20 protein-coding genes are annotated in these 18,534 nt (G+C 71.1%); 12 read left to right on the top strand and 8 right to left on the bottom strand.

The window, feature by feature from the left end; translation table 11 throughout:
- Nucleotides 1-126 precede the first annotated feature (126 nt).
- The 3 genes from V6U86_RS21850 to V6U86_RS21840 all read left to right on the top strand — a co-directional run bounded on the left by V6U86_RS21850 (nt 127) and on the right by V6U86_RS21840 (nt 2,422).
- Entirely contained in the window at nt 127-549 is a 423-nt protein-coding gene (locus tag V6U86_RS21850; RefSeq protein WP_334505843.1) for an MmcQ/YjbR family DNA-binding protein, read from the top strand.
- Between the two features lie 57 nt (nt 550-606).
- Complete coding sequence (locus tag V6U86_RS21845) at nt 607-1,644, top strand: SMP-30/gluconolactonase/LRE family protein (RefSeq protein WP_334505841.1); 1,038 nt, start codon at nt 607-609, stop codon at nt 1,642-1,644.
- Between the two features lie 82 nt (nt 1,645-1,726).
- Nucleotides 1,727-2,422 (top strand): alpha/beta fold hydrolase, encoded by a 696-nt coding sequence (locus V6U86_RS21840; protein WP_334505839.1) that lies wholly within the window; start codon nt 1,727-1,729, stop codon nt 2,420-2,422.
- Nucleotides 2,423-2,470: 48 nt separating this feature from the next.
- Here V6U86_RS21840 and V6U86_RS21835 read toward each other — a convergent pair whose 3' ends face one another.
- The 3 genes from V6U86_RS21835 to V6U86_RS21825 all read right to left on the bottom strand — a co-directional run bounded on the left by V6U86_RS21835 (nt 2,471) and on the right by V6U86_RS21825 (nt 5,974).
- A complete protein-coding gene (locus V6U86_RS21835) occupies nt 2,471-3,733 on the bottom strand; it encodes an MFS transporter (protein WP_334505837.1) in 1,263 nt (420 codons plus the stop codon).
- The gene (locus V6U86_RS21830) at nt 3,730-4,326 is read right to left on the bottom strand and encodes an ArsR/SmtB family transcription factor (RefSeq protein WP_334505835.1); all 597 of its coding nucleotides are present in this window, start codon (nt 4,324-4,326) and stop codon (nt 3,730-3,732) included. The genes V6U86_RS21835 and V6U86_RS21830 overlap by 4 nt, the downstream gene beginning before the upstream one ends.
- A 64-nt stretch (nt 4,327-4,390) precedes the next feature.
- Nucleotides 4,391-5,974: an LLM class flavin-dependent oxidoreductase gene (locus V6U86_RS21825; protein ID WP_334505833.1), complete on the bottom strand. Its 1,584-nt coding sequence runs from the start codon at nt 5,972-5,974 to the stop codon at nt 4,391-4,393.
- Nucleotides 5,975-6,087: 113 nt separating this feature from the next.
- On the opposite strand from V6U86_RS21825, the gene V6U86_RS21820 reads away from it, so the two are divergent.
- The gene (locus V6U86_RS21820) at nt 6,088-6,684 is read left to right on the top strand and encodes a MarR family winged helix-turn-helix transcriptional regulator (RefSeq protein WP_334505831.1); all 597 of its coding nucleotides are present in this window, start codon (nt 6,088-6,090) and stop codon (nt 6,682-6,684) included.
- Nucleotides 6,685-6,777: 93 nt separating this feature from the next.
- Here V6U86_RS21820 and V6U86_RS21815 read toward each other — a convergent pair whose 3' ends face one another.
- Both V6U86_RS21815 and V6U86_RS21810 read right to left on the bottom strand, forming a co-directional pair.
- Nucleotides 6,778-8,289 (bottom strand): phosphoesterase, encoded by a 1,512-nt coding sequence (locus tag V6U86_RS21815; protein ID WP_334505829.1) that lies wholly within the window; start codon nt 8,287-8,289, stop codon nt 6,778-6,780.
- Between the two features lie 147 nt (nt 8,290-8,436).
- Complete coding sequence (locus V6U86_RS21810; protein ID WP_334505827.1) at nt 8,437-9,099, bottom strand: hypothetical protein; 663 nt, start codon at nt 9,097-9,099, stop codon at nt 8,437-8,439.
- A gap of 424 nt (nt 9,100-9,523) precedes the next feature.
- Between V6U86_RS21810 and V6U86_RS21805 the strand changes: the two genes are divergently transcribed.
- Nucleotides 9,524-10,486 (top strand): helix-turn-helix transcriptional regulator, encoded by a 963-nt coding sequence (locus tag V6U86_RS21805; protein ID WP_334505825.1) that lies wholly within the window; start codon nt 9,524-9,526, stop codon nt 10,484-10,486.
- A 77-nt stretch (nt 10,487-10,563) separates the two neighbouring features.
- On the opposite strand, the gene V6U86_RS21800 is transcribed toward V6U86_RS21805, so the two are convergent.
- Nucleotides 10,564-10,968 (bottom strand): winged helix-turn-helix transcriptional regulator, encoded by a 405-nt coding sequence (locus V6U86_RS21800; RefSeq protein ID WP_334505823.1) that lies wholly within the window; start codon nt 10,966-10,968, stop codon nt 10,564-10,566.
- Between the two features lie 87 nt (nt 10,969-11,055).
- Between V6U86_RS21800 and V6U86_RS21795 the strand changes: the two genes are divergently transcribed.
- The 6 genes from V6U86_RS21795 to V6U86_RS21770 all read left to right on the top strand — a co-directional run bounded on the left by V6U86_RS21795 (nt 11,056) and on the right by V6U86_RS21770 (nt 16,930).
- On the top strand, nt 11,056-11,913 hold the full coding sequence (locus V6U86_RS21795; protein WP_334505821.1) for an SDR family oxidoreductase: 858 nt from the start codon (nt 11,056-11,058) through the stop codon (nt 11,911-11,913).
- Nucleotides 11,914-12,083: 170 nt separating this feature from the next.
- Nucleotides 12,084-12,545, top strand: a complete 462-nt coding sequence (locus V6U86_RS21790) for a GNAT family N-acetyltransferase (RefSeq protein WP_334505819.1) — start codon at nt 12,084-12,086, stop codon at nt 12,543-12,545.
- Between the two features lie 137 nt (nt 12,546-12,682).
- Entirely contained in the window at nt 12,683-13,630 is a 948-nt protein-coding gene (locus V6U86_RS21785; protein ID WP_334505817.1) for an ion transporter, read from the top strand.
- A gap of 77 nt (nt 13,631-13,707) precedes the next feature.
- The gene (locus tag V6U86_RS21780; protein ID WP_334505815.1) at nt 13,708-14,877 is read left to right on the top strand and encodes an acyl-CoA dehydrogenase family protein; all 1,170 of its coding nucleotides are present in this window, start codon (nt 13,708-13,710) and stop codon (nt 14,875-14,877) included.
- Nucleotides 14,877-15,722, top strand: coding sequence for a phosphate/phosphite/phosphonate ABC transporter substrate-binding protein (locus V6U86_RS21775; RefSeq protein ID WP_334505813.1), 846 nt, complete (start codon nt 14,877-14,879; stop codon nt 15,720-15,722). The genes V6U86_RS21780 and V6U86_RS21775 overlap by 1 nt, the downstream gene beginning before the upstream one ends.
- A complete protein-coding gene (locus V6U86_RS21770) occupies nt 15,719-16,930 on the top strand; it encodes a ferritin-like domain-containing protein (protein ID WP_334505811.1) in 1,212 nt (403 codons plus the stop codon). The genes V6U86_RS21775 and V6U86_RS21770 overlap by 4 nt, the downstream gene beginning before the upstream one ends.
- Nucleotides 16,931-16,993: 63 nt before the next feature.
- Here the strand turns inward: V6U86_RS21770 and V6U86_RS21765 are convergent, their stop codons facing one another.
- Together V6U86_RS21765 and V6U86_RS21760 are read right to left on the bottom strand one after the other, a co-directional pair.
- Nucleotides 16,994-17,344: a DUF1330 domain-containing protein gene (locus V6U86_RS21765; protein ID WP_334505809.1), complete on the bottom strand. Its 351-nt coding sequence runs from the start codon at nt 17,342-17,344 to the stop codon at nt 16,994-16,996.
- A 112-nt stretch (nt 17,345-17,456) separates the two neighbouring features.
- Entirely contained in the window at nt 17,457-18,047 is a 591-nt protein-coding gene (locus V6U86_RS21760) for a TetR/AcrR family transcriptional regulator (protein ID WP_334505807.1), read from the bottom strand.
- A 117-nt stretch (nt 18,048-18,164) separates the two neighbouring features.
- Between V6U86_RS21760 and V6U86_RS21755 the strand changes: the two genes are divergently transcribed.
- Nucleotides 18,165-18,518 (top strand): TraR/DksA family transcriptional regulator, encoded by a 354-nt coding sequence (locus V6U86_RS21755; RefSeq protein ID WP_334505805.1) that lies wholly within the window; start codon nt 18,165-18,167, stop codon nt 18,516-18,518.
- Nucleotides 18,519-18,534 lie beyond the last annotated feature (16 nt).

Genomic DNA, 18,534 nt, shown 5'->3' with positions numbered 1-18,534 from the left:
CGGGCCGGGGCGACGGCCCACGGTCGCCCTCGGCCCATCCTGGCCGATCGGCAGGGCGCGCACCACTGGGCGGGGTGGGGTTCGACGAACGGAACTTGTCACACCGTACGGCTAGCGTCGTTGCCCGTGACCGCACCCGGAGACGTCCCGCCCGAGGTCCTCGACCGGCTGCGGCCGATCTGTCTCGGCCTGCCGGAGACCTACGAGGAGCCTGCCTGGGTGGGCACCCGCTGGCGGATTCGCAAGCGGACCATCGCCCACGTGCTCACCGTCGACCCCGATCGCCAGCCGGTGCACGCACGGGCTGCCGCACTCGACCAGCCCGCCTGCCTGCTGACCTTCCGGTCGCCACTCGACGAGATCGCCGGGCTTCTCGCCACGGGGCACCCCTTCTACAAACCGGACTGGAGTCCGAACGTGGTGGGCATGGTCCTGGACGACAACACCGACTGGGAGGAGGTGGGCGAGCTGCTCACCGAGAGCTACTGCGTCATGGCCCCGAAGCGGCTCGCCGCCCAGGTCGGGCCCCCGGCACCGCCGACCGGCTGAGCACGGCGGCGCCTTCGACCGGCGGTTTCGGCCGGCACGCTCCGGGGATACCGCGCGATGTCGTCGCTGCCCACCGATGAGGATCACCGGTTGACGCCGGTGTTCCAGGAAGACCGGGTGTGCACGGGCCTGACCACGGTGCGCGGGCGCGTGTTCCTGAGCTACCCGTCGGCGGATCGGCCCGGCGTCCAGGTGGTCGAGGCGCTACCGGACGGCCGCCGTGTCCCGTACCCCGATGTCGCCTGGAACCGTCCCGACCAGCCGCCGGACGGGGCGTTCGTACACGTCAACGGTTTACGCGGCGGCCCGGACGGCCGGTTGTGGATCGTCGACTCGGGCACGCCGCAGGTCGGTGGAGCGCAGGTGCCGGGCGGCGCCCGGCTGATCGCTGTCAACCTGGACGGCGACCAGGTGGAGCGGGTCTACCACCTCGACGAGGCTGTGCACCCGGGCAGCTACGTCGACGACGTCCGCTTCAACGGCCGGATGGCGTACTTCAGCGACGCCGGAGCCGCCGGCCTCATCGTGCTCGACCTCGACTCGGGTCGGCCCCGACGCGTGCTGGACGGGCATCCGAGCACGGCGGGCGGCCCGGTGGTCGCCGACGGTCGCGTGCTGCGTGACCCGGACGGTGCCGAGGTACGCCTGCACGTCGACCAACTGGAGGTGTCGCCGGACGGTCGCTGGCTCTACTACCAGCCGGCCTCCGGCGGGATGTCCCGGATCGCCACCCGCTGGTTGGACGACCCGTCGATGTCCGCCGACGAGATGGCCCGGACCGTCGAACGCTGGTGTGACACGCCCAGCACCGGTGGCACGGCCATCGACGCCACCGGCACCATCTACCTCAGCGACCTGGAACGGCGGCGCGTCCTCGTCCTCGCATCCGATCGCAGCGTACGGACGCTCGTCGCCGACCCCCGGCTGGCCTGGGTGGACGCGATGTGGCTCGACGCCGAGGCCCGGCTCTGGATGCCGGCGGCCCAACTGCACCTGACCGCCGGGCTCAACGGCGGGCACTCGGCCGTCGACTACCCGGTCCAGATCTACCGGATGACCGTCGCGGCCGGCCCTCCCTCGCTGGACCACGCCTGAGTGCCCATGTCCGCAGCCGCGGCATCGGGTGAGGTGGTCGTGACCCGCCGACCTGTCGCAGGTCGGCCTTAGGCTCCCGGCCATGGCTGATTTCGTGTTGGTGGCGGGGGCGTGGCTGGGGTCGTGGGCGTGGGACGAGGTGGTGCCGCCCCTGCGGGCGGCCGGGCACGGCACTCACCCGCTCACCCTCTCCGGCCTCGCCGACAAGCGGGGTGTGCCGGCCGGGCAGCAGACCCACGTGCAGGACATCGTCGACGAGATCGAGCGCCGCGACCTGCGCGACGTGGTGCTGGTGGGGCACAGTTACTCGGGCATTCCGGTGGGTCAGGCCGCCGAGCGGATCGGCGACCGGTTGACCCGGGTGGTCTTCGTCGACTCCGAGGTGCCGGTCGACGGTGGGTCGTTCGCCTCCGGCTGGTGGCAGGGCCAGGCGGCGTTCGAGGCGCAGCTCGCCGACAATGGCGGTGACTGGGCGCCGCTCGGCGCGGCCGACTTCGATGGTCAGGGTCTCACCGACGAACAGGTCGCCCGGCTGATCGAGGGTTCCACGCCGCATCCGGGCGCGACGCTGACCGAGCCGGCCGTGGTGAGCCGCCCGCTGGGTGAGCTGCCGGCGACGTACGTCAAGTGCCTGCTCGACGGGCCCGAGCCCAACGACACGGTGGCCAAGCTGCTGACCAATGACCGGTGGCGACTGGTCACCATGGACACCGGTCACTGGCCGATGTTCTCCCAGCCCACCGAGCTGGCCCGGATCCTGCTGGCGCAGACCTACTGACCTGTATCGGTCTGCCCCGGGGCCCAGGACACCGCGCCGCGTCGTCGGTCAGGCCGCCGGTTCGTCGAGGGTTCTGATGTGGCGCACCGGTGAGGCGAGCAACCACAGCACGGCCAGCACCCCGCCGAGGCCGGCGATGGCCAGGGTGGGCCGCAGCCCGATGGTGGTGCCCAAGGTGCCGCCGACCAGCGCGCCGAGCGGTCGGATGCCGTAGTTGACGGCGCTGTAGGCACCGGCCCGGCGTCCGAGCGCGTCGTCGGGTGTCACGGCGGTGAGCAGGGCGTTGAGGTTCACGTCCATCAGCATCACCCCGATGCTGGAGACGAGCTCGATGGCCGCCAGCATGGCCACCTTCGTCCAGGTCGGCCCGGAGACCAGCGCGGTCAGCGCCAGCGGCGCGGGGAAGAGCACCGCGCCGATCATGGCGGTGCGCCCCAGGCCGATGGCGCGCGAGATCCGCGGCGCGAGTGCCGCTCCCGCGAACCCGCCGAGCGCGCCGAACCCGAAGGCGATGCCGATCGCGCCGGCCGACAGGTCGAGTTCGCGGCTGGCGTAGAGCACCAGCAGCGCGCTGGCGATGAAGGTGAAGAAGTTGACAGTGCTGGTGCAGCCGAGGGCGGCCCGCAGCACCGGGTGCCGCAGCACCAGCGTGAGCCCTTCGCGGACCAGGCCGAGCGTGGACGTCCGACGCGGCGGGGGCGGCGTCTCGGTCACCGGGATGCGGCTGAGCAGCAGCGCGGAGCCGAGGAACGACACCGCGTCGACGACGATCGCGACCGGCGCGCTGAGCGCCTGGACCAGCCCACCGCCGACGGCCGGGCCGGCGATGAAGGACAGCGACCGGCTCATGCTCAGCTTGCTGGTCGCGTCGATGTACGCCGATCGCGGCACCAGGGCGACGAAGAACGCCTGACGCGCCATGGCGAACAGGACCGCTCCGAGGCCGGTGAGCAGTGCCACCAGGTAGAGCTGGGTGAGGGTGATCGCGTCGAACAGGTAGGCCACCGGCAGGCTGAGCAGCACCGCAGCGCGGATCAGGTCCGCGATGATCAGGAGTCGCCGCTTGTGGGTGCGCTGGTCGACCCACGCCCCGAGGAAGAGGCCCAGCAGGTTGGGCAGCCAGATCAACGCGGTGAGGACGCTGACCTGCACGGGTGTCGCGGTGAGCAGGGTGACGGCGATCAGCGGTAGGGCCAGTTCGCTGACCCGATCACCGAACTGGGAGATCGTCTCACTGATCCAGAAGGTGCGGAACCGCCGGTCGCGGTGCAGAGCCGGCGGGGGCACCGGAGGGCTCACGGTGCCGGTCATGGCGTGGCCGTGTCGTCGTCGCTGGGCTCGGGCAGGAGGTAGCGCAGCATCCGGACGATGCGCGCGCCGTCCGGGGCCGATTCCTCCTTGCGCCGCACGTACGGAGCGATCAGCTCTTCGATCGACTCCTCCAACTGCCGCAGCTCGTCGGCGGTGGCCACGAACCGGGTGTCGGCCATGCCGGCCAGCGCGCGCCACTCGGCGTCGAGTCGGGGCTCCTCGCGCAGCAGCCACTGCTGGGGCGCGTCGGCGTTGCGGGCGAACATCTCGCCACGCAACTGTTGGCTGGCGGACTGCCCTTCGACGCTGTCGGGCGCGCTGAAACGGAAGCCCCGGGCAGCGGCCTGCCACCAGCGTTCCCGCTTGCTGGTGGCGCCATCCCAGTCGGTGACCAGACCGAACGTCGCGAGGTGCCGCAGGTGCCAGCTGACCACCGACGGCGTGGCGCCGACGTGCGGCGAGAGCCCGGTCGCCGTCGCCGGGCCGTGCCGCTGCAGGTGTTCGAGGATGGCCAGCCGGACCGGGTGGGCCAGCGCCCGCAACGCCTGCGGCTCGGTGATCTCGAAATCCCCGTACGGATTCTTGAGAGACATGTTTCGAGAGTAGTCTCTCAGGTTAGATCGGAGCAACCCCGCGGCCGCAGGGGTGCCCCGCCGATCAGGCGATGCCCAGCCGCGCCAACGGCTCGACCAGCTCCCGCTCCTCGTAGCTGAGGTGCGACAGGAGGGCGTCGGTCAGCAGGTCCACCGCGGCCCGCAGCTCGGCGAGGCCGTCCGGAGACCCGACGTACGCGACCAGGGCCCGGTCGACACCCTCCAGCACGTCGTGAATGACGTGATGCTCCTGCTCCAACCGGTCGACCACCGGGCCGAGCCGAGGGTCGCGCGCCCGCAACCGGGGAAAGAACGACTGGTCCTCGATCGTGTGGTGGGTGGTGACGATGCGGCAGTACGACTCGCAGTAGACGCCGAGCGTCCACCGGTTCTGCCGCATGGTCATCGTGTTGATGTGGGAGCGGGCGGCCCCGGCGTCGATCTCGCCGGCCGCCACCTGGTCGATCAGATCGTGAATCTGGGCCAACTCGGCACGCAGACCGTCGTGGATCTGCACGAGGTGCGCACCGGTGGCCTGCTCCTGCGGGGTGTAGGTGCGCTCCGGGTCGGGCGCGGGCCCGCTCGGCCGGGTCGACTCGTCCCACACCCGCCGCTCGCTTCGCCGTACGCCGTCGTCGGGTGTCGGCACCACGGCGAAGGCGCCGCCGGTCGCGGTGGCGCGGCTCGTCCGGACCGGCGCCGCAACCGCCGTCGGCTCCGGCTCCGGCTGTGCCGGCGTACGCCCCGGAGCCGCGCCCTGGTCACGTTCGGCCGCGACCAACTCGCGGACGGCGGGGACCACCTCGCCGGCGAACCGGCGCAGGTCGTCGGGGTCGTCGCTGCCGAGGATGAAGGTGCCGACGCCGTCCGTCAGTGCCAGCTCGGCCAGTTCCTCGGCCCACTGCTCGGCGGGCCCGTTCAGGGGGCCGCGCCCGACGGCCGAGAACTCGCCGGCGATGTTGAGCAGCCGACGCACGTCCTGCGGGGACCGGCCGGCCTCCTGCGCGGCATCGTCGATGATCGCATTGCCCTTGGCCAGGTCACCGGGCTGGAGGTAGCCCAGCGTGGGCAGCCAGCCGTCGGCCCGACGTCCGGTGAGCTGGAGCATCCGAGGCTTGTACGCACCCAGCCAGATCGGCACCGGGTGGGCCGGAGCAGGCCCCCGCTTGGCGCCCATCACCCGGTAGAACTCGCCGTCGACCCGCACTCCCCCGCGCGTCTCGACGTCCCAGAGCTGACGGATGACCTCGATGGCCTCCTCCAGCGCCCGCACGCCCTGGCCGGGGGTCAACCGCCGGCCGCCCATCGCCTCGATGGCATCCCAGAAGGCCCCCGCCCCGAGGCCGAGGCTGACCCGGCCGCCGGTGAGCAGGTCCAGGCTGGCAACACTGCGGGCGAGCACGGCCGGCGGGCGCAGTGGCAGGTTCGTCACGTTCGCCGCGAGGTGCACCCGACCGGTGCGGGCCGCGACGAAGTTCAGCAGCGTCCAGGTGTCGAGGAACGCCGGCTGGTACGGGTGATCCTGGAAGGTGACCAGGTCCAGCCCGACCTGCTCGGCCAGGACGGCGACGCCGACCGTACGGTCCGGATTGCCAGCGCTGGGCGTGACGAAGGATCCGAAGACCAGGTCGTGGCCGTAGTCGCTCATCTGCGAGCCTCCCGATTCGCCGACGCCTCGGGTGATGCGTCGTGACGATAACCTTATGCCACACAGAACATCTTCTGCCAGCAAGGTCTGTTCCGCTGCGGTATTGTCGGGGGATGACGGGTGCCACTCACCGGCCGGACCGGCCCGATCCGCTCGACGACGACCTGGGCTGGATGCTCGGGATCGTCTTCCGCGGCTACGTCCGGGCGGCCGAGCACACGCTCGCCGACTTCCCCGGTGGCCCTCGGGGCTACCAGTTGCTCACCGCGGCGATCAACGGGCCGGCCCGAAACCAGGGCGCGATCGCCGAGGAGATCGGCATCGACCGCACCGTCCTCACGTACCTGATCGATGACCTGGAGCGACCCGGCTTCGTTGCCCGTCGCGCGGACCCGGCCGACCGGCGCAACCGGCTGATCGAGGTCACCGACGCCGGCCGCGCCACCTGGGAGCAGCGGCGATCGACGCTGCGGCAGGTCGAGTCGCACCTGCTGGGGGCGCTCACGCCGACCGAGTCGGCGACGCTGCGGTCACTGCTGCAAAAGGTCGCCTGCTCGGCCCAGGCAGCGGATCCGCTGCGCGACCTCTGCGAGGTGGTGACCCAGGTGCACGCCGAGTCGGCGGCGCCCTCTGCCCGCCGGACCGGTGCTGCGGCGGAGCGAAGCGGGCGAGCCGCCTCCCCCCGAGCCCGCCGCCGCAGCACCGACTGACCCGCGGAAACGGCCGACGGGCCGGCCCGGCACCACCCGACGTCGTCCATCGAGCGATGTCGGGCGGGCCCGCGGTGTCGCCGGGGCGCCCGGTCAGCGCACGTGCACGAACACCGGGTTCGAGTAGAACCACAGGTCGTCCCACGGGCTCTCCAGCCCGTCGGCGAGCGGCTCGGCCTCGTCCGTGCTGGTGCCACGCACCCGCGCGTAGGTGTCGGCCTCGACATTGCGCAGGGTGTGTCGGATGACGTAGTCCGCACCCTGGCGACGCCAGTCGCGCGGGCCGAACCGGGCGACGACCTTGGTGGTGGAGTTGGTGTCGGCGTCCAGGCTGGCGCTCGGGCCGGTGATCTGGCCGACGATCAGATCGACCCTCCGGACCTCGGGCCGGTCACCGTTCGCGTTGACGCCGTCCAGCGGACGGAACTTGATCTCGATCTCGACATCGGTGCGACTGCGGCGGTTCACCGTGATGGTCTCGCCCACCTCGGCGGTCTGGCCCTGGGACTTGGCCGTGACGTCGAGGCTGCGGATCAGGTCACCGGTGGTGACCCAGATCCGGCCGTTACGCAGACCGTCCATGATGTCGCCGTAGTCCTGGCGGGCGTGCACGTAGGTCTTGCTGTACTCGCCCGGCCAGAAGTCGGACCCACCGCGGGTCCAGTGCACGTGCGAGTCCGAGGTCGCGGTGATCCACCAGCGCCGGCCCTCGCCGAGCAGTGAGTCCCACAGGCCACCAACCCGGGCGGTCATCTGGTCGAAGCCGCCGTAGGTGGGGTGGTTGCCGTACCCGCCCCGCGCCCCACCGTTGAGCGGGCCGGCCTGGTGACCGGGCGCGCCCTCGAAGCCGATGTAGACGTCCGGCGCGGCGTTGTTGCCGTTGCGGAACTCGCGCGGGGTGTCCTGGCCGTAGACGCCGAGACCGGGGGCCGAACGGGACGCGTGGTGGGCGATCACCAGCGGCTTGTGCGGCATGCCCCGGGCGACCTTGAGGAACTCCACCATCTTGGCCTCGGTGTCGCGGGCCGGGTCGCCCGGGAACGCGTCGTGCTTGGCGAACCGGCTCTCCAGCTCGAAGAGCTGCTTCGCCTCGTCATCGTGGCGCGGGATCATCAGCGTGTGGTGGTCCAGCGACGGCGCGTCGAACTCCATGCCCCAGAACTGGAGCACCTCGGGGACCAGCTTGCGGGAGCGCAGCAGGTCGGGGTACGCCTGCTCGATGTTCACCTTCGAGTGGGTCGGTCCACCGTGGTCGGTGCACATCGCCCAGGTCAGACCGAAGTTCTTCGCCATGATGGCGTTGGTGACGATCGGGTAGACCGCGTCCGCGCCCTTGTGGAAGACAACCGGCGACCTGGTGGTGTCGAACTCGCCGCTGTACTCGGAGTGGACGTGGTGGTCGCCCGCGCGCCACACCCGGTTCTTGGAGTTACCCGGGTCGGGCTTGTCGTGGTCGCCCGGCCGGCGGTCCTCGTCGGCCCACGCCGCTCCGGCACCGACCAGTGGGCTGGCCGCGGCCAGCGTCGCGCCGACGCCCGCGTACTTGACCAGCTTGCGCCGGGACAGCTGCGGGTGCCCGGTCTCTTCAGGATGCTTGTCTGACACGTGTGAGCCTCTCCTCGATCAAGCGAATGCTCGTTCGATCAAGGAGCCTTGAAGAGCCGGGTGAACACCCGCCGTACGCAGCAGGTGCTCACGATGAACACCCTGCTCCGACCGGTAGGGAGTGCCGGCCGGGCGGCAGCGGACCGATCAGATCCGGGCCCGCGGAAGCCAGCCGAGGAAGCGGAGCCGGGCCCCAGGCAGCGGCAGCGTGGGCAGGTCCTCGGCGGCGGCGACGAGGCACGAGCCGAGATAGACCGCGAGGGAAGCACGCGCTCCACCGAACTCGGCGAGCAGTTGGCTCTGCTTGGTGGCGCAGGGCCACTCGCGGCCGCAACCGGTGCACGTCCAGCTCGGCGGGTTGGGGAGGTGCTCCGGCAGCTTGGCGCGGCGGTACCGGCCGACGACGCTGTTGTCCGAGCGCACGTCGCGTCGTCGTGCCACCGGGCCCTCGTTGCGGTGGGCCACCGGACGGGCACCGGGCAGGTAGCGCCCGACGGTGCCGAGGAGCACGCCGACGCGGATCAGGGCATCCGGCCCGACGTGCTGGGTCAGCAACGCGGTCATCAGGTAGTGCCCCAGCAGGTCGAAGGCGTCACGGTGCAGACCCAGGTCACGGCAGAGGTCGACGAAGTCCGGCGTGGTCAGTGGCACCCGGTCGTCGAGTGCGCGGCGCAGCACCTCACGCAGCCCACCCCCGAGCCTCTCCAGCGCGTCCCCCTCACCCAGGCCCAGGCTGTCCTCGTCCGCCACCCGGGCCAGCACCGCGCCGACGGCCAGCCGAACGATGCGGTCAGGATCGGTACTGTCCAACGCTTTCCCCCTCCGATGACCGGTTTCCCGGCAGTGACCCGGTCGCCCCCGGAACGAATCATGAACAAGATTTCGCTGTCCGCCATGCGGGTGGCTAGGACGGCAGACGTAGAACCATTCGGCGCGTTAGCCGGAAAACGAAGCCGAGCTGCCGACACACCGCACTGATTCTCGGGACGTCAGGTCCCTGATTGTCGTATGGTGAGATTCCCATCTACAGATATTGCGGCTCAGCGCCACTGAATGATCAGACCAGATCCGACACCCTCAACCGGTCGCTGCCGTCCCGCTCGCGACGTTCCGCCTCACCGCACCGCCGGCCAACGACGTGCCGGGTCACCGCCGAGCACCCCGGCACGTCCCGACCCTGCCGTCGGCACCCGTTCCACCACCGGGCGGCACCTCCACCGGACGGAGACAGCGGATGACGTCATCGCCAGTGCAGACCCACCAGTTCGACAGCCGTGACCCGGCGGCCATCCAGGAATTCCTGTCCGCCACCTACGATCCGAAGCTGCGCATTCACAGCAGGAACGGATATCGGCTCACCCACCGCCGCATCTCCACCGGCCCCTTCGCCATCGCGACCACCAGCCAGACCGGGCACCTGGAAATCGACACCAACACGCTCGGCGGGCTGGTCATCGGTCGCACCCGCAGCGCCCGCGTCGATCGCTCCTGCTCCGGATCGGCCCACCGGTTCGGCCCCGGCGAGGTCTTCCTCGTCACCAGGCCGGAGGAGCCGTGCGCCGTCCGGTGGCACCCCGGCGAGGTGGAGCTCTGCGTACTGGACCTGTCGGTGCTGACGCAGGTGGCCACCACCGCGCCGGCCCGACGGCCCGGTCGGATCGAGTTCACCGAACTGGGTGCCGCCAGTACGGCCCTCGCCCGGCAGTGGCGCAGCACCACCAGCTTCGTCCGCGACGTCGTGTTGAACAGCCCGGACGCCGGGGCGCAATCGCTGGTGATCGGCAATGCCGCCCGGATGCTGGCCGCGGCGGCGCTGGCGGTCTTTCCCAACACGGCGTTCACCGAACCCACCGCCGCGGACCGGAACGACGCCACCACCGCCACGCTGCGACGGGCGATCGCGTTTCTGGAGGAGCACGCCGACCGGGACATCAGCGCGGCCGACATCGCCGGCGCGGCTGGCGTCTCCCTCCGGGCGGTGCAACTGGCCTTCCGCCGTCATCTCGGCACCACCCCCATGGCCTACCTGCGTCGGGTCCGGCTCGTCCGGGCACACCACGACCTGGTACGCGCCGACCCGCACCAGGAGACGGTCTCGGCGATCGCCAGTCGGTGGGGGTTCGCCAGCCACAGCAGGTTCACCGCGCGATACCACGCCAGCTTCGGTGTGCCACCGCGCGAGACGCTGAACGCCTGAGACGCGGGCTCCGCCCCCGCCGACAAGGCGCGCGCAGGACGCCAACCGGCGCGGCGTCGACCGACGTTCGTCGGGCCCTAACCCCGGTCGAGGTCGCGGCTGTCGCGCGCGCTCTGCAACTCGGGCACCGAGGCCTCCAGCAGATCGGCGAGGCCACGCAGTTGCTCGGCGACCCGGGCGCCGAGCGGGGTCAGCGAGTATTCGACGCGCGGTGGGATCGCGGTGAGCACCTCTCGGGTGAGCATCCCGTCGCGTTCGAGGGTCTGCAGGGTCTGGGAGAGCATCCGCTCGCTGACCCCGTCGATGCGGCGACGCAGCGCGTTGAACCGGTAGCGGCCCTCGCCGAGCGCCAACAGGGCCAGCGAGGCCCACTTCGAGGTGACGTCCTCGAACGCCGCACGGGAGGTGCACCCCCGGGCGAAGACATCGCTGACGAATTCCTGGGTAGGCCCCGCCGGATCCTGGGCCGGCCTGTCGCTCACCTCACCAGCCTATCCCATGCCGCGCCTTGGTTAGTGCTGTAGATTCGTAAGTGCCTGCTGATCGGCCACTGACTTCCGGAGGTTCCCATGCCCACCTACGCCGTCACCGGCGCCACCGGCCGACTGGGCCGGCTGGTGATCGAGCAACTGCTCGACAGCGGCGTACCCGCCGTCGAGATCGCCGCCATCGTCCGCAGCCCGGAGAAGGCCGCCGGCCTGGCCGCGCGCGGGGTCGAGATCCGCAAGGCCACCTACGACGACCCGTCGACGCTGCCCGGTGCGGTGGCCGGCGTACGCCGCCTGCTGCTCATCTCCGGCGACACTCCCGGTCAGCGCGTCGCACAGCACACCGCGGTCATCGACGCCGCCAAGCTCGCCGGGGTCGAGCGTCTCGTCTACACCAGCATCCTGAAGGCCGACACCACAGCGAACCCGCTCGCCCCGGAGCACAGGGCCACCGAGGAGGTCCTCGCCGCGTCGGGTCTGACCTACACCGTGCTGCGCAACAGCTGGTACACCGAGAACTACACCGACCAGCTGCCGCAGTACCTGGGGTCCGGCACCATCCTCGGCGCCACCGGCGGCAGCAAGATCTCCGCCGCGACCCGGGCCGACTACGCGGGGGCCGCCGTGGCGGCGCTGACCCGCGAGCAGGACGGCAACGCCGTCTACGAACTGGGCGGCACCGCGTTCACCTTCGACGAGCTGGCCGAGGCCGTCACCGAGGTGACCGGCACCACCGTCGTCCACCAGGACATGTCCGCCGCCGAGCTGGCCTCGGCCCTGCAGAACGTCGGCCTCGACGCGGGCACCGCCGGGTTCGTCGCCGCGCTCGACCACTCGATCGCCAACGGCGAGTTGGCGACCGACAGCGACGACCTCAGCCGGCTGCTCGGCCGCCCCAGCACCCCGCTGCGCGACGCCATCCGGGCCGCGCGGGCCTGACCGGGGCCATCACCGGAGCGGGCGGCGGCGCGAGGTAGCCGTCGCCCGCGAGCCGGTGACCGTATCCTCGGCGGCATGGTGAGGCACTTCGGCGATCGGCTCTTCCGGCACGCGGGGCCGCGACGTCGGCATTCGGCGTCGTCCGCTTCGGACAGTCGGGAGTCGGCCCGGTGAGCGGCGACTTCGTCGTCCGCGCCGCCGTGCCGGAAGACGACCCCGAACAGGTCTTCGACGTGCTGGGGCAGCTCGCCCCCGACGACGCACGACCGGATGCCACCCGGCTGACCAGCGCCTGGCGTGACCTGCACGCGCAGGCTGGCCGCCGCCTCCTGCTGGCCGTCGCCGGGGAGACCGTCGTGGGCACCCTCGACACCCTCGTCGTCCCCAACCTCACGCACGGCGCGCGTCCGTACATGGTGGTGGAGAACGTGGTGGTCGCGGCCGGCTGGCGCCGTCGTGGTGTCGCTCGGGCCCTCCTGCTGGCGGCGCTCGACGACGCGACGGCGGCCGGTTGCTACAAGGTGCAGCTGGTGTCGAACGCGGCGCGTACCGAAGCCCACCGGTTCTACGCCTCCGTCGGGTTCGCGCAGTCGGCTGTCGGTTACCGCAGGTACCTCACCAGCACGACGTGACATGCGCCGGCTCGCCCTCCACAACGCCATGGTGTCGATCGACCGGTCGCGCGACCACCCACCATCATTGATCTTGGCTAGGCTGTGGACATGCCCGCACCCCACCCACACCGTCACATGATCGAGCCGGCCGACTGGTGAGTGACGCACCCGTGCCCGCCCCTCGGGGTGGGCCGTCCACACCACCACGGCACCGCTCAACTTGGATCGACCGTTGCAACCGCCTCGCCCGGTCGCGGCCCTTCGAGATCGCCATCGTGGTGGTCATCCTCGCCAACGGCATCGTGCTCGGCCTGGAGACGTACGACGACCTGAGCCCGGCGGGCACCGCGCTGCACGTGCTGGAGCTGCTCTTCCGGGCCATCTTCGTCGTCGAGATCGCCATCCGGCTGACGGCGTACGGCAAGCGCCCACAGGACTTCTTCCGGCACGGCTGGAACGTCTTCGACTTCGTGGTGATCGCGGCGATCTTCATCCCGGGCCTGCACGGCGACCCGGCGCTGCTGCGGGTCGTACGGGTCGCCCGCATGGTCCGCCTGGTGCGGTTCTCGCCGGGTCTGCGGACCATCGTCTCCGCGCTGTGGCGCAGCCTGCCGGGCGTCACCGGGTTCCTCGCCCTGGCCGTGGTCACGCTCTACGTGTACGGCATGGCCGGCTGGCTGATCTTCGGCAACCGGTATCCCGAGGAGTACGGCGACATCGGCCGATCGCTGCTGACGTTGTTCGTGCTGTTGTCGCTGGAGACGCTGCCCGACCTCATCGAGCAGGGCTTGGCGATCTCACCGTGGACGCTGCTCTACTACGTCAGCTATGTGGTCATCACCGTCAACCTGCTGCTCAACATCCTCATCGCGGTCATCGTGAACTCGATGGAGGAGGCCCGCCGTTTGGAGATGACCGAGCGGCTGGCTCCCGGGTACGACGAGGACGGCGACGGCGTACCGGACGAGGTGGACCGGATCGCGCTGACCCAACGGCTGGACGACCTGCGGGCGGTCATCACCGAACTGGAACGGGAGTTGCGCATCGACCGGGACGACGGGTCCGGTCGACCTCAGCGGGACGACGCCCGCGCCAGACGGTAATCCGACGCTCGCGCTGCGTTCTCCCGTTCGGCTAGTGTCGACGGCGGTCCCATCGGCCCTTCTGAAGGGGTACCGGCATGACGGCCACTGTCGACAATGCCCAGACCACCACCGATTTCACCACCATGCTCGGCTCGGTGATCGACGACGTGATTCGCCCGCAGGCGGCAATCGTCGACCGGGACGGGGCCTTCCCCCGCCCGGGTGTCGACGCCCTCGCGGCAGCGGGCCTGCTCGGCCTGGCCTCCTCGACCGAGGTCGGTGGCGGCGGCCACGGCATGCGGACGGTCGCCGGGGTCATCGAGCGGCTGGCCGCCGAGTGCGGGTCCACCGCGATGGTGGTGCTCATGCACTACGCGGCGACCGCCGTCATCGAGGCGCACGGCCCGCGCGACGTCCGTGCGGCCATCGCCTCCGGCGATCACCTCACCACGTTGGCGTTCTCCGAGTACGGCTCGCGCAGCCACTTCTGGTCGCCGACCGGCACCGCGAGCGCCGACGACGACGACACGGTCCGTCTGGACGCCCGCAAGAGTTGGGTCACCTCGGCCGGCGAGGCCAACAGCTATGTCTGGTCGAGCCTTCCGCTGACCCGCGACGCCGGCCCGATGACACTGTGGCTGGTGCCGGCCGGCAGCCTCGGCCTGAGCGTGGCCGGCGACTTCGACGGCCTGGGCCTGCGCGGCAACGGCTCCCGACCGATGACCGCCGACGGGCTCCGGGTTCCGGCGGCAGCGAGGATGGCCGCCGACGGCGCCGGGCTCGACACCGCACTCGGCGCGGTCCTGCCCTGGTTCCTGGTGCTCAACGCCGCCTTCTGCCTCGGTCTGGCCGACAGTGCGGTGGCCGAGGCCGGTCGACATCTCACCAGCACCACGCTCACACACACCGGTGCGGCCCTGCGCGACGCGCCGGTCACCCGACGCGACCTCGCCCGACTGATGATCCGCACCGACGCGCTGCGCGCCTTCCTGGGCGACACCCTCACCGCGCTGGAGACCGGCCGCGACGACGCAATGCTGCGGGTGCTCCAGGTCAAGGCGCTCGCCGGCGAGACCGTCGCCGAGGTGACCGATGGCGCGATGCAGCTCTGCGGCGGCAGCGCCTTCCGCAAGGAGTTGGGCCTTGAGCGCCGTTTCCGGGACGCACGCGCGGCTCGGGTGATGGCACCCACCACCGACGCGCTGCACGACTTCGTCGGTCGGGTCGCCACCGGGCTGCCGCTGCTCGACGAGGCCAACCGCTGATGCCCGCGCCAACCGTTCTGATGGGCGCGGTTGCGTACGACCCGAAGGTGGTGACCATCTGGGAGGGCTTCCGCGCCTGGTTACGCGGAAGGGGCCTCGATTTCGACTTCGTCCTCTACTCGCACTACGAGCGACAGGTCGAGGACCTCGTCGCCGGGCGGATCGACGCGGCCTGGAACTCTCCCCTGGCCTGGCTGCGGGCCGAGCGCCTGGCGGCGGCCAGTGGCACGGCCGTGCGCGCGCTCACCATGCGCGACACCGACCAGGACCTCACCTCGGTCGTGGTGGTTCGCGCGGACTCGCCGGTGCACCAGATCGCGGACCTCGCCGGACGGGTGGTCGCCGTCGGGGCGATCGACAGTCCACAGGCCACGCTGATTCCGCTGGGCCACCTCGCGGCGACCGGGGTGACTGTCGACGTCCGCCGCTTCGACGTGGGCGTCGGCCTGCACGGCGACCACATCGGCGGCGAGCGTGACGCGGCCCGCGCCCTGGTGGCAGGGGAGGTCGACGCGGCCTGCATGATCGACGCCAACCATCTGGCGTTCGTTCGGGAGGGCACGCTACCGCCAGAGGGCACCCGGATCGTGGCGCAGACCGCACGCTACGACCACTGCAACATGACGGTCCGCGCATCGGAGTCCGACGGGGTGCGGCTCTTCGGCACGCTGCTGCTCGGCATGTCGTACGCCGATCCGCAGGTGCGTCCGCTGCTCGACCTGGAGGGGTTGACGGCCTGGCGGGAGGGTCGCACCACGGGTTATGCCGCCCTCGCCGAGGCGGTCGACGCGGGTGGTTTCTACTCCCCCGACGGGCGGGTGACGGCCACGGACTACCGGCCGTGAGCACGGCACCGGTCGCCGAGGTCCACCTCGGCGACCTGGGTTTCGGCCGGGGCGCGCACCTGCTCGTGCAACGCGCCCTGGCCGGGCTGCCGCCCGGCGGTCGGTTGGCGGTCTCCGGCCGCGATCCGGCGCTGCGCGTACACCTGCCCGCCTGGTGTCGTGGCCGGGGTCATCGGGTCGAATGGCCGGATCGGGGCGAGCGGGGCGACCTGGTGGCGGTGGTGGTCCGGGGGTCCGCGGATGACGACCGCTGGTACGGCGCGGAGCGGGCCGGGTCGGCTCTGCCGTCGGCGCTCAGCAGCCGCCCGCCGGCGCGGTGGGGGCTCGGTGCCCGGGGCGCCCTCCTCGAAGCCGGTGGTCCGGAGGCCCGGTTCGACCTGGACGACCGCGACCTGGTCTGGGCCGACATCGCCCCCCACCTGTACGCCCAGGCGGCCGCCCGACAGTGGGACCCGCAGACCGCGGTGCCGTGGGACGACCCGTTCGCGCTGCCGGCCGACGTCGAAGCCGCGGTGGTGCAGGTGATGACCTACCTGGTCGAGAACGAGCAGGCCGCACTCGTCGTGCCGGCCCGGTTCGTGGGGCGCATCCACCCGCACTTTCGGGAGGTGGTGCAGCTCCTCGCCGTGCAGATGGCCGACGAGGCCCGGCACATGGAGGTCTTCAGCCGGCGGGCACTGCTGCGGGGCGCCGAGTTGGGCACGTCGTCGGCGGGCGGTCGGCAGTCGCTGTTCACGCTCGTCGCGGAGTCGGATTTCGCGTTGGCGTCGTTCCTGCTGTCCGTGCTCGGCGAGGGCAGCTTCGTCGATCTGCTCTCGTTCCTGCATCAGTTCGCCCCGGACCCGGTGACGCGGCGGATTTGTTGGCTCGCCATGCAGGACGAGCGCCGGCACGTGGTGTTCGGCATGGCGCACCTGGAGCATCAGGCGCAGTTGGATCCGCTGCTGCGCGACCGGCTGCGGGGGGCCATCCACCGTCGCCACGACGCGCTGATCGACACCGCAGGCCTCAACGCGGACGTCTTCGACGCCCTGGTGGTGCTCGCGGCGGGTGGTTGGCGGCCGGACGACGTGTCCGCCGGCTTCGACCGGGTGCGGGCTCTGCAGGACGCGATGGATCAGGGCCGTCAGCGCCGCCTCGTCCGCCTGGGCTTCCGGCCCGACGAGGCGGCGGCGCTCTCCGCCCTGCACACCCGCAACTTCATGTAGGGGACCCCCGCGCACGACAGATCGTGCGCGGGGGTCGAGGTCCCGCAGGTCAGTGACAGGTGGTCACTGGCCGAGCAGGGTCCTGATCTTCTGCGCGTAGCCGGCCACCGTGAAGTCCGCGCCGACGGAGTCCACCAGGATCAGGTCGTTGATGGTGTGTGCGGTACGCAGCGACAGGATCGCCTGGTACTCGGGCGAGTTGTACCAGGTCTTCGCCGTCGCCGCGTCCGGGAACTCGATCAGCACGACCGAACCGGGCCAGCTGCCCTCCAGGACCTCCACCTCGGCGTCAATGACGAGCCACTTGGCGCCGTACGCCTCGGTGGTGGCCTGCACCTGCTCCAGGTAGCGCAGGGACTCCTCGGTCGGGACTCCGCCCGGGATGCGCAGGTGATTGATCAGGTACGTGCTCATGGCTTTTCTCCTCGGTGCGGGTCTTGGTGGTCCGATCGCAGGCGTACGACCGGTCGTCTTGGAATGAATACGCGTCGGTACAGCGGGATTGACGCGCATTGTCAGTAACGGATCAGGTGAGGATGCGGGTCGTGGTGATCGCGAAGAACTCCTGGAGAGCGGCCGGGTCACCGGATGCCTTCGCCCGCGCTGCCGCCCCCTCGTAGCTGGAGACGATGAAGCCGGCGAGACTCCTGGCGGGTTCGTTGCCATGCAGCTCACCGGCAGCACGCGCCTGCTCGATGGCGTCGCCGAGCGCGGCGACCCACCGGCCGAAGCCGGCGTCCACGGCGGTTCGCAGGACGTCGCTGTGCGCCGGGATCTCGCTGGCGAAGTTGCCGAGCAGGCAACCACGGTCACCCATGGTGTCTGCGAGGCCGGTGATGTAGCGGAGGTGACCGACGATCCGTTCGCGCGCTGTGCCGCCCTGCTTGTCGTCGAGCATCTCCAACCCCATCGCCTCGGAGTATCTCGCCACCGAGTCGAGGGCGAGATCCTCCTTGCTGGCGAAGTGGTTGTAGAAGGTGCCCTTGGGCGCCCCGGCAGCGGCGACGATGTCCTGCACGCTCGTCCCGTTGTAGCCGCGCAGGTGAAACAGGTCCAACGCGGCGTCGGACAACCGCTGCCTGGTCCCGGCGGAGGCCGGCGACTTCGGTCGTGGCATGTCGTGGCGTTCCTTCCGGTCGGGGTTCGGCTGGCTGACCTCCCAAACAATATGACCAGTCGTCTCGGAATGCCAGGGCATGTGACCGCGGTCATCCCGCAGTACCGTGGAACGGTCATGGACAGCAACGCAAGCCCGACCCGCCATGAGCTGCTGCGGCTGCGCGAGCAGACCGAGGCGCAGGCCACCACGCTGGAGAGCGACCTACGCAGCCTCTTCGAGGCGTCCCGGTCGTCGAACGCCGACGACGAACACGACCCCGAGGGCAGCACCATCGCCTTCGAACGGGCACAGCTCACCGCCGTCCTCGACGCCACCCGCCGACGCCTGGCCGAGCTGGACGTTGCGCTGCAACGGGTGGACGACGGCAGCTACGGCGTGTGCGAAGGGTGCCGTCGCCCCATCCCCGCCGAGCGTCTTGTCGCCCGCCCGTCAGCGCGTACCTGTGTGGCCTGCGCCAGCCGACGGTAGCGGGAGCCGGCTGGTC

This window comes from Micromonospora sp. CPCC 205558, assembly GCF_036902955.1.
In the GTDB taxonomy this organism is placed as follows: Bacteria; Actinomycetota; Actinomycetes; order Mycobacteriales; family Micromonosporaceae; genus Micromonospora.
Note: the sequence above shows the minus strand (reverse complement) of the source record. Positions and strands in the feature narration are given on the sequence as shown.